Annotated in this window: 13 protein-coding genes and 1 pseudogene; 2 read left to right on the top strand and 12 right to left on the bottom strand. The window is 66.3% G+C overall.

Annotation, left to right across the window (positions count from 1 at the left end):
* From JOF29_RS13740 to JOF29_RS13685, 10 genes are all read right to left on the bottom strand, one after another.
* Complete coding sequence (locus JOF29_RS13740; RefSeq protein ID WP_307863313.1) at positions 1 to 324, bottom strand: DUF6112 family protein; 324 nt, start codon at positions 322 to 324, stop codon at positions 1 to 3.
* A complete protein-coding gene (locus JOF29_RS45280) occupies positions 321 to 1,034 on the bottom strand; it encodes a CHAP domain-containing protein (RefSeq protein WP_209694582.1) in 714 nt (237 codons plus the stop codon). The genes JOF29_RS13740 and JOF29_RS45280 overlap by 4 nt, the downstream gene beginning before the upstream one ends.
* Entirely contained in the window at positions 983 to 1,582 is a 600-nt protein-coding gene (locus JOF29_RS13730; protein WP_209694581.1) for a hypothetical protein, read from the bottom strand. The genes JOF29_RS45280 and JOF29_RS13730 overlap by 52 nt, the downstream gene beginning before the upstream one ends.
* Positions 1,583 to 1,804: 222 nt before the next feature.
* Complete coding sequence (locus JOF29_RS13725; RefSeq protein WP_209694580.1) at positions 1,805 to 2,224, bottom strand: hypothetical protein; 420 nt, start codon at positions 2,222 to 2,224, stop codon at positions 1,805 to 1,807.
* A 163-nt stretch (positions 2,225 to 2,387) separates the two neighbouring features.
* Positions 2,388 to 2,531 carry a hypothetical protein gene (locus JOF29_RS13720; RefSeq protein WP_209694579.1) on the bottom strand — a complete coding sequence of 48 codons (144 nt, stop codon included), beginning with the start codon at positions 2,529 to 2,531 and terminating at the stop codon, positions 2,388 to 2,390.
* Positions 2,532 to 2,581: 50 nt separating this feature from the next.
* On the bottom strand, positions 2,582 to 3,658 hold the full coding sequence (locus JOF29_RS13715) for a toprim domain-containing protein (protein WP_209694578.1): 1,077 nt from the start codon (positions 3,656 to 3,658) through the stop codon (positions 2,582 to 2,584).
* On the bottom strand, positions 3,655 to 4,254 hold the full coding sequence (locus JOF29_RS13710; protein WP_209696260.1) for a hypothetical protein: 600 nt from the start codon (positions 4,252 to 4,254) through the stop codon (positions 3,655 to 3,657). The genes JOF29_RS13715 and JOF29_RS13710 overlap by 4 nt, the downstream gene beginning before the upstream one ends.
* A 366-nt stretch (positions 4,255 to 4,620) precedes the next feature.
* Positions 4,621 to 5,211 carry a hypothetical protein gene (locus JOF29_RS13700; RefSeq protein WP_209694576.1) on the bottom strand — a complete coding sequence of 197 codons (591 nt, stop codon included), beginning with the start codon at positions 5,209 to 5,211 and terminating at the stop codon, positions 4,621 to 4,623.
* A 54-nt stretch (positions 5,212 to 5,265) separates the two neighbouring features.
* Positions 5,266 to 6,542 (bottom strand): IS3 family transposase gene (locus tag JOF29_RS13695; RefSeq protein WP_209696115.1). Its coding sequence is split into 2 segments (ribosomal slippage): positions 5,266 to 6,194 and positions 6,194 to 6,542, totalling 1,278 coding nucleotides; the frame shifts between segments, so codons are not numbered across the junction.
* Positions 6,543 to 7,022: 480 nt separating this feature from the next.
* Complete coding sequence (locus JOF29_RS13685; protein WP_209694574.1) at positions 7,023 to 7,313, bottom strand: hypothetical protein; 291 nt, start codon at positions 7,311 to 7,313, stop codon at positions 7,023 to 7,025.
* Positions 7,314 to 7,597: 284 nt separating this feature from the next.
* Here JOF29_RS13685 and mobF point away from each other — a divergent pair, with 284 nt between their 5' ends.
* Positions 7,598 to 11,188 (top strand): MobF family relaxase, encoded by a 3,591-nt coding sequence (gene mobF, locus JOF29_RS13680; RefSeq protein ID WP_209694573.1) that lies wholly within the window; start codon positions 7,598 to 7,600, stop codon positions 11,186 to 11,188.
* A 12-nt stretch (positions 11,189 to 11,200) separates the two neighbouring features.
* Positions 11,201 to 11,555 (top strand): annotated as a pseudogene (locus JOF29_RS45945) (SCO5389 family protein).
* A gap of 145 nt (positions 11,556 to 11,700) precedes the next feature.
* Here the strand turns inward: JOF29_RS45945 and JOF29_RS13675 are convergent.
* Together JOF29_RS13675 and JOF29_RS13670 are read right to left on the bottom strand one after the other, a co-directional pair.
* Positions 11,701 to 12,507 (bottom strand): SDR family NAD(P)-dependent oxidoreductase, encoded by an 807-nt coding sequence (locus tag JOF29_RS13675; RefSeq protein ID WP_209694572.1) that lies wholly within the window; start codon positions 12,505 to 12,507, stop codon positions 11,701 to 11,703.
* A 16-nt stretch (positions 12,508 to 12,523) separates the two neighbouring features.
* Positions 12,524 to 13,117, bottom strand: coding sequence for an acyl-CoA-like ligand-binding transcription factor (locus JOF29_RS13670; RefSeq protein ID WP_209694571.1), 594 nt, complete (start codon positions 13,115 to 13,117; stop codon positions 12,524 to 12,526).
* Positions 13,118 to 13,186 lie beyond the last annotated feature (69 nt).

Raw genomic sequence — 13,186 nt, 5'->3', positions numbered from 1 at the left:
TCAGCCGATGTTGATGGCGCTGAAGAAGCGGATCAGGCTGTTGGCCGAGCCAATCAGGATCGCCGCGCCCAACGAGGCGAGGACTCCGATCCGGCCCTTGCCGGCGACATGCGGGTTGCCGTTGATGTTGCCCAAGGCCCATGCAGCTGCCGAGATGATCAAGGCGACAACGCAGGACACGAGCGCGAACGTGATCGTCGCACCGGCAAGAGTTCGTACTTCGGGCAGGCCGGGCAGCCCGGTGGCGTTGGGGCTGACTCCGGGATCCTGCAGGATCGCCAGCCGCCGGAGGGAGGCGTAGTTGAACACGTCGATGTCCTTCACGTAGTGGAATAGATGGGCGGTGCCCAGCCGAGGTAGGTCGCGCCCCATTTGGACTCGATAAGCCCGAAGTCAACGAGGTACACACCGCCCTCGCCAGAGATGTCGTCGCCGATGTCGTTCGAGATGATCCGGCCGTTGCCGAGATAGACCGCGACATGCCCGTACGGACCGCCGGTCGCCCAGAAGACGAGCGCACCCGTCGGGGGGCGGCGATCATTGGGATGCGCGTTGCCTGTGGCCACCATCTGTCGCCACTGCTCAGCGGCAGAAAAGTACCCAGCCTGCTGCCGGCCCCAGATGTTGGCAGCCAGCCGGGCACACAGCTGGTAGTAGCCGTGACTGCCGACCAGGCTCATCGCACGGGCGACCGCCTGGTCCGCACCCGGCAGCTGACCACCGGTACTGACCGGCGCCTTACAGCCGTCTGGCGCAGCCCCGACTCGGACCTCGGTCAGCCGGACGGCAGTAGACCTTGCCCCGATCGCAGTCGCAACAGTCCGATCCGCCCCGATCGGACCCACGTCGGTCGGGGTGGACTCGGTCGGCGGCGCGTCGGATGGCGTGCTGCAGGCCGCGCCGCCGCCCGTCGCGAGTGCGATCGGTGCGATGAGGCCGATCGAGCCGATCAGCGCCGCCGACGCGATCGCCGCTTTGACGATCACGGTGACACCTGCGCGGACGCCGACCAGAACCTGCACGTCGGCGTACACACCACCGCCACTGCCGCCTGCCGGTCAAGCTGCTCCGTGCCGGTGTCCAGCACCACCGTCTGCCTGGCCCGAACCACGTAGGCGTGCCAGCCGTTGGGTGCCTGACCGCGGTTCGCCATCGCCTCAAGCTCCGGCGTCACCGCAGCCGTGATCCCGGTAGCGGTCGCACGGGCCTTGTGCAGCTGCAGCTGCTCCCACTCCGCCCACTGCGGCAGCAGGCTCCTCGCAACCTCGGGCGCAGCCGACGACGGATCGGCGTACACGCTCACCGCGTTCTGCCAGTCGACGTAGCTGTGCCGGTTGGTGTCGTAGGTCCAGATCGTGCGGGCGTACGCGTTCGCGAACTCGCGAGGATCGGTCGTCGTCGGCCGCCGCCACTCCTCCAACTGCTGCGAGACCGGCGCCGGGATGGCCGTACCTGTTGGGTGCGCCGTACGCGGCTGATCCATCGGCTGCTTCCAACTCGTAGTCAGTGACACGGCCAGCACGACCACGCCGACAACGACCAGGAGCGCGATCGCGATCCTCAACCGTCTCGAAGGCTTCACAGCGATTCCTCTCTGAGACATCTCAGTACGGCGCTGACGGGCAGACCCGACCGCCGTAGCGACCTGAGCAATGACCGAGGCGGCCGCGAACACGCCGATCGCAACCGAGGCCGGCGCGCGAAAGCACCGAACGAACTGTCGATGGGCAGGTGGCCGCAAGTAGTTCTTCGTCATAAGCAGCCTCAACGGTTGAGCCGCGGAGACTTTTCGTCAGAGGCCTGATCAGGCGGCCCGCAGCCACTCGACTCCCGCCGCTCGGCGGTGGCCGAGGCGGCCTGGTCCGCCGAAAAACCGCAGGTCACGCCCGGACGCGGTCCGAATCCAGCGCCGTACGACGGGATCGGCGAACACCGCGTCCGGCGGTTCCCCGACCGCCAGCCTCGCGAGCGCCGACCTCTGCCCGGCGCCGCCGCGCAGCAGCCACGCGAACGCCTCCGCCTGCGACCGCGTCGCACCGGCCCGCCGCACCCGGGCGACGATCCCGGCCCTGTAGAACGGCGGCCCGTCCGCGGCCGCCCCGATCAGACCCCGGCCGACCCTCAGCGCCAGGCCCTCCCCGGCAAGCTCGTGCGCGATGCGGTCAAGGTGGTTGCCGAGGGCGGGCTGCTGCGTGACCTCCCAGTCCGGGAACCGATACGTCAACGGATGACGACGCCGACGAAGCATCTCTGCCCGTACCGCGTCTTGCAGCCGCCACCGCACCAAGTTGGCCAGATACCCCCACGACACGCCCGCCTCAGGGGGATCAACCGCGAGCTCGAGGCACCGCTCCCAGGCGATCACCCGCGCCAACTGCTTCGCCTCATCAGAACCAAGCGCCGCGCGGAGCCGGCTCGACAGCGGTACGACGATCCTCGCCTCGATCCCGTCCGCCAGCCGCCGCGACGGCCCCCGGCGCCCAACCCGACCGCTCGGCGTCGGCGATCAGTACCTCCAGATCAACGTCCATGCCCACAAATCTGCTGGCCGGGCCGCGATCCCAGAACCTGGATCCCGGAATCAAGGACTCCTGGAACAGTCGAGCTGTTCCACCTCTGCCGCCACCACCGGTCCGCCTGCAGGCCGACGATTGCGCGCCTGTCGGCCCTGGCGCTGGCCACGGTCGACCGCGGCAACGACCTCGTTCGATACCACCTCTTCGTCCAGGTCGACGGCCCGTGCAAGCCTGGCGACCGCCGCCGCGACACGGCCCGCCGGCAGACTCGCCACCAGCGGAGCCACCGCCCGGACGGCATTGACCTGGCCGCTGAGGTGATCAAGCACGTTTCCCCACTTCGTCAACTCGACCTCGATCGCGAAGTCGGCCAACGGAATCGCTGAGCCCAGCGCCTCGTTCAACCGGCCCCCGCCGACAGCATGAAGCGCTGCCGGATCCTGCTTGTCCGGGAGCCGCGCGAACAGCACCTCGTCGAACACCTCCGACAACACCGGCAAGCTGCGCACGGCACCGGTTCGGCCACCCAGATCTCCGTCCAGCGCCACGACGACCTTGCCCGTGCGCGCGTTCCAGCGTGCCATCACGGCCTGCTCGCGGGTAATCGCCGTACCGCCGCAGGCAAGACCTGCCCATCGCTCCCCGGCAAGGCCCACAGCAGGCGCGTCCATCGGACCTTCCACGAACACCGGAACCGCGCCCGACCGCAGACGCTCCACCTGAGAATCGACGCCGATCAATGTCCGAGCCTTGGTATAGATCTCGGTGTTGCGGGTGTTCAAGTACCGCAGGCGATTGCTGTCCGAACGACCGATGAAGCCAACCGGCCGGACTTCGACGTCATGAGCAACGAACATGATCCGGTCCCGGAACCGATCGACCAGATATCCGTTGCTGGTGACGAATGCCAGCCCCGCCGCCACGATCTCCACATCATCGAACCCGGCCTTCCGCAGATGACCGACCAGCCGCGACCAGCCGTCAGGCGCATACCCCACCTGCCAGTCAGACTCCGACGCCAACACAGCACCGAGCCCGCGGCTCCGCAGATGCCCCGCCGCCCAACCACCCGGGCTCTCGACAAGCTGACGTCGGTAGAACGACGAGGCCTCCGCGTGCGCGGCGTACAGCCGAGACTTCACAGCTCCCAGCCGCGGCCCGGCGGCTCCGGGTCGTGGATCAGATCCGCGGCCGCCGCACCGCCTAACCGGTAGGTCATGATCGGGCGAGGTGTGCTCATGACCGCGTTCAAGTGCTCAGGACCCGACTCCGCGGCCGCAATGACGCTCGGGCTGTGCGACAGAGACACGGCAAGAACCTGCGGGTAATACCTCGCCAAATCGAGCAAGTACCCAGTCGTCAGCTTCCGCCGGTGATCGTCACCGGACGCAATGACCAGCGCGGTCTCGCCCAGGCTGAACTTCCGCAGCATTCTCACCTGCGCCGTCGACAAGCCATCACTACACACTGGGACCCCGGCCCAGCGCCCATCCAGTTTCCGGCTCACGTTCGAAATCGCGATCGCATCGATCGGATCATCCACAATCACCGGCGCCGCACCACCCCGCAGGAGATCCAACTGCTCCTCGATTCCGACCAGGACGTTCGACGGCTGATGAATCGCCGTAGCCGGGCTCAGCGCTCCGCTTCTCCTGTCCGGCCCGACTCCCACGAATCCGGCCGGCCGCAGCTGGTCGTCCCGCGCAACAAGCACCAGCCTGTCGCGGAAGCGATCCACAACGTCAGCCTCGCCGTACGGATGACCAGCCCGGCCCGCTCCATCGTCGAGTAGGAGAAGTTCTCAGCCGCGAGATGGTCGACCAGACTTGTCAGAGTGTCCGGCGCATACCCGACCTTCCACTCAGAATCCGCCGACAATACCTGATCAACCCCGGCTTCCTTCAAGTATCCCAACGGCCAACCGCCCGTGGTTGTCTGAAGCAACTCACTTCGATAGAACTGCGCCGCAATAACAGTTGCTTCCCGCAACTGCCGTAGATCCTCGTTCATCAAGACCTCCGAAAGCCGACCAAATCCGGCTTCGAAGATCCCTGCAGAACATCAACAACCGAACCCGGATCACGACTTCCAGGAACCCGCGGTCTCAGAGCCCAGGACCAGGTGCCGGCGGATCCAGATCCGCACTGTGCAAGGAGATGAGCCCCCGGCCACTCGACCGATACATCATCACCGGACGCGAACTCTGAAGTACCTCGTTCACCCGCTTCACCCCGAACTCGCTCTGCCCCAGACTCGCCAGCGATTCCCCCGGCGGCAACCCGACGGCTCGCACCTGATCGAAGAAGAACTGAAGATCCACCAGATGCCCTGCAGACTGGTTCCGCTGCGCCTCACCACCGCTCAGCACAACAAGCGCCTTGCCACTGACACTGAACTCTGCCAGCGTCCTGGCCTGAGCCGTCGACAATCCCCCACCACACAACGGAATCCCCGCCCATGAACCAGCCGACGCCAGGCCGGCGTTGGACACCGCGATCGCATCCATCGGCGAATCGACGATCACCGGAACCGCCCCACCAGCAAGCAACCCCAACTGCTCCGCAACCCCCACCACCACGTTCGCCGGCCGATGAATCGCCGACACCGGACTCACCGACCGCGCAACACCATCCGGACCGATGCCCACAAAACCGACCTCCGACAGCCGACGATCACGCGCCACCAGCATCAACATGTCCCGATACCGATCAGCGGGCCTTGCCCCCGGTTCGTGGACACGGGTGGTGGATTATGCCGCTGACGGGAGCGTAGCGGGGTAGAGGGTTTCGTAGGTGTTCGGGGACTGGTAGCGGCACCAGGAGTGGCGTCGGCGGGTGTTGTAGCGGACGAGCCAGCGGAAGACTTGGCGGCGGCAGGTGGCCGGGTCGGGCCAGGTGTTGTGGTCTTGGAGGATCTCTCGTTTGAGGGTGGCGTTGAACGATTCGGCGAGGCTGTTGTCGGCGCTGGTCCCGACGGAGCCCATGGACTGGGTCACGCCCAGGCTCGTGCAGAGTCGGGCGTAGTCCTTGGAGGTGTAGACCGACCCGTGATCGCTGTGGAAGACCGCTCCAGCGAGGCTGCTGCGGGTCGCCGCCGCCGCAGCGTTGAGGGCGTCTTCGACCAGTTCGGTGCGCATGTGGTCCGCGACCGACCAGCCGGCCAGGCGGCGGGAGTAGCAGTCGATCACCGTGGCCAGATACAGGTTGTTGCCGTCGGCAAGCGGCAGGTAGGTGATGTCGCCGACGTAACGCTGGTTCGGCGCGTCAGCGGTGAAGTCCCGGTTGAGCAGGTCGGGCACCTTGCGGTCGGACGGTTCGGGGACCGTGGTGCGGACCCTGCGGCGACGCCGGTAGCCGACGATGCCGTGCTCGCGCATCACCCGGGCGACCCGCTTGTGATTCACCCGCCCACCAGCAGCACCGGCACCGGCCGCGCTGTCGTTGAGTTCGGCGGTGATCCGCGGGGCACCCTGGGTGTTGTCGTCGTCGTGAACCGCCCGGATCCGCGCCGCAAGCGCCGCGTCGTCCTCGGCGCGCTGCCGGCGGGCGGGGGCGGCCTTGAGCCAGGCGTAGTACGACGAACGCTCGATCTCGACGAGCGCGCACAGCCGCTTCACCTCAAAGGTGGTGCAGTGGTCGGCGACGAACTGGAAGCGGTTCACCACTTCGTCTCCCCGGCGAAATACTTGGCCGCCTGGCGCAAGATCTCCCGCTCGGTCGTGAGCTTGGCCTGCTCCGCCCGCAGAGCAGCGTTCTCGGCCTCGAGCCGGGCGATCCTCGCCTGCGGTGTCTCCGGCTCAGCACCGGCCCTGGTCGCACGCTGACGGGCCCGAGAAGGGCTGCTGATGGTGGTGGTCCCGTCGGCCGTCGTCTTCTTGCCCGAGCCATACAGCTCGACCCAGCGAGCCAGAGTGGCCCGCTCGATCCCGAGATCGGCCGCGATCCCACGCAGCGTCGCTCCCGGAGTGGACTCGTACAAGTCGACGGCCTGCCGACGAAACTCCTCGGAGTAGTTCTTGCGGGCCATGGTCTTGATCATCTCGCTTCCCCAGCCGATGGCTGGAATCAGCGTGTCCAAGAACCAGGGTCAGGGCCCAGCCGCATCCCCGTGCTCGTTCCACACCAGTAATCCCGCCCGAGCCAACGTCGCCAACGAAAAGCCACGCTCCTGCAAACGATCCACCAAGTCCGACCACGCCTGAGGCGCATACCCGACCCTCCACGCGGACGCCGGCGACAACACCGACTCCGCCCCATAAGCCCTCAAATACTCCAACGGCCACCCACCCGTGGCCCGAAGCAACTCCCGCCGAAAGTACTGCGCCGCAGCAGCATTGGCCTCCACCATCCGCCGCCGCTCATCCATCGACAACCCACGATCCTGACCACCCACAACAACCTCCGAAGCAGCTCAACCACTAACTGCCCCGATGCTCACCGCGCTCTCCCCACCATCAGAACCTGGAATGCCACATCCAGGACCGCACCGCCACCCGACGTCCGCGAGTTACAAAGGCCCTGGGCCGCGATCCACGTCCGCCTGTTCCAGCAACGTCCGCGTCTCCTCCGCCTGTAGATTTCGACGCTTCAATGGTCGTTCGCGCCCTTCAAACGGGCTGGGCGAATCCGCCCACAAACCGGCCGACCGAGCCAACTGAGCCCCGGCCGAATCAATCGCCGCATCGAGCAGTTCGATCAGCTTGCCAATGGTCCAGTCGCCCCCGTCTGCCCGAGGCGCGGCAGCACGAGTCGGCAACTGCGAGTCATCGGTCGAAGTCTCGGTCACATCGGGTTCCATGACCCCGACGATCGTGTGACCCGGCGCCCCGCTGAACCACGATGACGCAATCCAGGACTCGGCGGGACGCGGCCTCGTTGCGAGGAAACGACTACTGCTGGCTGGTGAATGCTTGACAGGTCCTTCTCAACACCTAACCGCAACGGGGCGTCGACGACCCGTCCCGATGGCCTCATTTCGGGCGTCGTCGACATAAGGTTTCGAAACAGTTCTCCCCTGTTCCGTTGAGCTGTCATGGCACTTCCCGGAATCCGCTCAGGCCGCGTTCCATCCAGCGAGCAACCATGCTGAGCATCCATCGGCTGACCGCAGGAGCTGGCTACCAGTACCTGCTGCGCCACATCGCATCCGGAGATGTTGACCGCCGTATGTCGACGTCACTGACCGCCTACTACACAGCGACGGGATGTCCAGCCGGACGATGGATCGGTCGCGGCCTCCGGGGGCTCGGTGCCGGCGAGCTTTCACCCGGAGACGAGGTTACCGAGACACAGATGACAGCCCTCTTCGGAAGTGCCAGAGACCCAATGACAGGACATCTGCTGGGCCGGTCGTACCCCGTCTTCAAGAGTGCGTCAGAACGGACTCGGGACCAGATTCGCCTCCTCGAACCAGGACTGACCGAGGCCGAGCGGCAGGCCGAAATCGAGGACATCCGGAGGCGTGAGATGCGACGAAGGTCGAGACACGCCGTGGCCGGATTCGATCTCACGTTCTCGCCCGTCAAGTCGGTTTCGGCGCTCTGGGCAACCGCCGATGTCGGTACCCAGGAGCAGATCGTCGCAGCCCATCACGAGGCTGTCCGCGATGTCCTCCAACTCATCGAACACCATGCAGCCTTTACCAGAACCGGCGATCGAAGCGAGATTCAACTGGACATCCGAGGCCTGATTGCCGCAGCGTTCGACCACTGGGATACACGCAGCGGCGACCCCCATCTCCACACCCACGTCGTAGTCGCCAACCGAGTCCAGGGCATGGACGGTGTCTGGCGCGCTCTCGACGGCCGGACGCTGCTCCGCTCGGCGGTCGCTATGTCGGAGATCCACACTGGCTTCCTCGCTGACAAGCTGACTCGCCGGCTCGGCGTGACCTGGGAGCTACGAGAACGCGGCACGCAGCGCGACCCCGCGTTCGAGATCGACGCCGTTCCCGACGAACTCATCGCCGAGTTCTCCGCCCGAACCAGGCAGGTCCAGGCCAATATCGCCACACTTCTCGAACGACGTCCAGACCCGGGCCATCCGCCGAGCAACCGCGAGATGTTCGTCCTTCATGAATGGGCGTCGCTGATGAGACGACCACCGAAGCACCTCGCCCAGCCACTGGCCGCGATGATGGCGCAGTGGCGCACGCGCGCCCAGCAGACGATCGGCAGTCAGGGCGTCGCGACCATCCAGCGATCGCTCGACCGAGGCGTAGATCGTCCACTGGCCGCCGACGATCTCAGTGCGGAGACGATTGAGGCCTACGGCGCCGCGACCGTCCTGACCTTGCAGACCAAGCGCGCCACCTGGAACCGCTGGAACCTCCTCGCCGAAGCCGCCCGCCAGACCCGGCTGCTCCGCCTCGTCTCCTCCGACGACCGCTTCGCTGTACTCCAGTCCGTCGTCGAGCATGCCGAACGCCACTCGATCAGCCTCAAAGCGCCCGCCATCGTGTCGGCGCCGATCACCAGAGCAAACGGCGAGAGCGTCTTCACCGTCCACAACGGCGAGATCTTCACCTCTCCTGTCATCCTCGGCGCAGAGTCCCTCCTGCTCGAGCTCTCGCACGACTCCGCCGGGCCGACTGTTCACACCATCCATGACCAAAGCCTGAGCGCCGACAAGGCCCGCGCACTCCAACGGATCGCCACCAGCGGCCAGAAGCTTGAGGCCCTGGTCGGGCCTGCCGGCACCGGCAAGACCAGCCTCCTATCCGCCCTCACCACCGACTGGCAGACCGCCAACGGCGAGGGTTCAGTCATCGCCCTGGCACCGTCATCCGCGGCCTCGACCATCCTGTCCGACGCCATCGGAATCCCCACCGGGAACATCGCCAAATGGATCTACGAATCCATCGGCCTCGGCGCCGAACGGCGGCGCGAACAGCTCAAGAAGACCGAATACGCCGTACATCTAGCAGGCCGAATGCAACGTCGACGGCGTCAGCAGCGACTCGCCGCTCAGCTCGCGGCCCTCCGTGCGGATGACGACCGGTGGAACTTCCGCGAGAACCAGCTGGTCATCGTCGACGAAGCGTCCATGGCGAGCACCACGGAACTCGCCACACTCGCCCGCGCCGCAAACAACGCCGGAGCCAAACTCCTCCTGGTCGGCGACGACGCCCAACTCTCGGCCGCCGACGCCGGCGGCGCCTTCCGCCTCATCGCCAAAGACACCCAAGCCGCCGAACTCACCGACGTGTGGCGCTTCAGCAACCCATGGGAACGCGACGCCAGCCTCGCACTCCGAAGCGGCGACCTCACGGCCATCGACGCGTACGACGACCACCACCGGCTCACCGCCGGCGCCAGCGACCAGATGGAAGACGCCGCCTACAAGGCCTGGCTCACCGACATCCACAACGGCGAAACCAGCCTTCTCATCGCAGCCGACAACACCACCGTTGCCCGCCTCAACGCCCGCGCCCGCCTCGACCGCATCACCACCGGCGAAGTCGAACCCGACGGCATCGAACTCCACAACGGCAACCACGTCGGCCTCGGCGACCGTATCGTCACTCGCCTCAACAACCGCCGCCTCCATTACGGAACCAATAACTACGTCAAGAACGGCGACCACTGGACAGTCATCCGTCGCTGGCCAGACGGCTCGCTGACCGTCCAGGACCAGACCGGCCACGCAGTCACCCTCCCCAGCGCCTACGTCCAGAGATCCGTCGAACTCGCCTACGCCACCACAGCCCACCGCGCACAAGGCGCCACAGTCGACACCACCCACCTCCTCGTCACCGAGCAACTCACCCGAGCCCTGATGTACGTCGGCATGACCCGCGGCCGCCACACCAACAACGCCTATGTCACCACCCACCAAAGCACTACCGACCTCCACGAACCGCACTTCGAGCAGACCATGCAAGACGTGCTCGAGGCAGTACTCGCAGATCCCGGCGTCGAACTGTCCGCCCACGAAGTGATGCGCCGGGAACTCGACAACGCCACCCGCCTCGACCGCCTCATCCCCATCCACGAACACCTCTGCCAACTCGACGCCCGCACCCGATACCGCGCCGCAGCAGCAACCAGCGGCCTGAGTCACAGCGACCAAGCTGCCCTCGAGGCATCCACCACATACGGTGCTCTCGTCGCCGAGCTCCGCCGAGCCGAAGCCACCGGCCTCAAAGCTCCAGAAATCCTCCAACGAGCCGTCAGCCAGTCCGCCTTGGGCGAGGCCGACGACCTCGCCGCCGTCCTCCACAGCAGAGTCGAACGCCTCGTCACCAGACACCTCAACCGCACCGGCCACCACCCAGTCCTGATCGCAGGACTGATCATTCCAGCCACCACCGTCACCGCTCCGAACCTCATCACCCCGCTACGCGAGCTCGAAGCCCAAATCGCTCACCGCGCCGACCACCTGACCCACCAAGCCGCCACCGAACCAGCCTCCTGGCACCACGCCCTCGTCAGCCAGCTCTCCCCTGAGAACGAGGCCCTTCGATCTCTCATCCGCGACATAGCCAGCTACAGAGAGCTGTACAACATCCACGGCCCCGCAGCCCTAGGAGGCCAGCCTGCCCGCAACGCAGCCCTGCAGCGGACTCGATACAACCGCCTGGCGAGGCGACTCACCGTGGACACCTCGACTGCAACCAGCCCTCACGCCACAGCGAGTCCTGCAACCCCGGCAGGGATGAGCCCACCCGACTAGTGGTGGATCGGTGTGTTGGTGGACCGCGGTGACGCCAGCCTCATCAGCGACGATGCAAGGCTCTCGCTGCCGTACGCCTACCACCGGATCGCCGAACTCGCCGACGAACTGCATGGCAGCAGCCGCGAATTCGCTGACAACCAGACGCCGCCACCCTCGGAGACCGAGCGCGGCCAACTGCTGCGGGCGCTGGCCAGCAACTCCATCCGGCAGCCTCGAGCGGCACTTCGGCATCGCGCTGGCGTTCCAGAACTGCCATCGGGTAGCGGTCTTCCGGCCGGATGCCTTGGGCATCGAGACGTACGGCGAGTTCACTTCCGCGCACTCGCAGATCCTCAACCAGTCACCGGAACTCCGCGACTGCTGACCGCGCATCCCCGTTGCGGCCTCCGTGCATCCGACGATACGCAGAGGCGGCGATCCGTTCCAGGTCAATACAGCGACGCCGGAAGCCAGTAGGACTGTCCAGGCCTGTCGCAGTGGCCGCGAGGATGAAGTCCGCTCCACGCGGACTAGCGGGCCAGGTCTCGCATCCGTTTCGCGATCATCGGGATGGCGCGGGCCGGCATCAGCCGGCTGAGTCGATCGAGCAACTTGGCATCGCTGCCGATCAACACCCGCGGCTTCCCAGTCTCGACGGCGCCGACGATCAGGCGGGCAGCCGCCCGCGGCGAGGTGAGGCGAGCCGAGGCTGGTGCGACGTCATCGCTGCTCATCGCCGGACCGGTGACACCCGAGTTGTCAAGGATGCTGGTCGCGATCCCGCCGGGGAACACGATGCTGACCTTCAGCGAAGTGCCCTGATGCTCTGCGATCAACCCCTCGGTGAACAACTTCACCGCCGCCTTGCTGGCCCCATAGGCGCTCTGGCCGGGAAAGGGCACCAGAGAGCCCATGCTCGCGACGTTCACCAGCGACGCCTCCGGGCGAACCTCCAAGAGCGGCAAGAATGCCTTCGCCAAGTTGACGGTGCCCCAGAAGTTGACCGCCATGACCCGCTCGATCGCCGCGAAGTCGAGAGCGGCGACCGGCTTGAAGTCGTGCACGATACCGGCGACATTCACCAGCGCGTCGACCTGCGTGAACCGCTCCCGAATCCGGGCGGGCAGACCCAGCACCGCCGCGCGGTCGGTGATGTTCACCGTGCACGTGATGAGGCGGTCGCCCGCGTTGGCGAGATCGGACGTCTCCTTCAGACCCAATTCACTGACGTCGATCGCTGCCACCCGTGCGCCTTTGGTCAGCAGCGAGAGCACGACCTCGCGACCGATGCCGTTGCCCCCGCCGGTCACGACGACGACCTTGTCCTTGATCTTCACAGCGCTCCTCCTCGTATCAGGGATCAGCAATCTGGCGAATTCCCTGCAGCGCTTGGCGAACAGCCTCGACCGGAGCGGTCGATTCGCTGCGGCTGGCCCACCACGCGAGGGCCTCCATGATCGCGGTCTGTACGGCGGCACCGACGGCGCGCGGAACGACACCGTCAGCCGGCGTCGCGAGGCGACGCGCGATGTAGGCGACGGTCTCCTCTCGCCAGTGCCGATAGGTATCGGGGCGGGTCGCCTCGAGTTTGGGCGTCGACGCGATCAGCCGGATCCTTGCCCTCGTCACGGCGAGCTGATCGGCGTCTTCACCGAAGACCGCGACGACGGCCGAGGTGATCGCCTCGATGATCGGCGCCCGCTCGTCAGCCTGCGCGAGGGCAGCTCGCAGCGCCTCGAGCGATCCCTCGATGCCACCCCAGACGATGTCGGGCTTCGCCGGGAAGTAGCGATGCAGCGTGCGCACACTGACACCAAGCTCATCGGAGATCAGCGCCATGGTGACGTTCTCGTAGCCATGACGGAGCATCACGTCGATGGCGCGCGCACGGAGCTCGCCTTCGTCTGCGACAGGCGGCCGCCCCCGCCCACGACCGGTGACGCTCACGTCGTCACGGCACTGGGTTGCTGAACGAGTATTATTGACATAGTCTGCCAATAATAACCCACGTGGAGG

Origin of the sequence: Kribbella aluminosa (assembly GCF_017876295.1) — a bacterium.
Classification (GTDB): domain Bacteria; phylum Actinomycetota; class Actinomycetes; order Propionibacteriales; family Kribbellaceae; genus Kribbella; species Kribbella aluminosa.
This window is presented reverse-complemented; position numbering and strand designations above follow the sequence as displayed.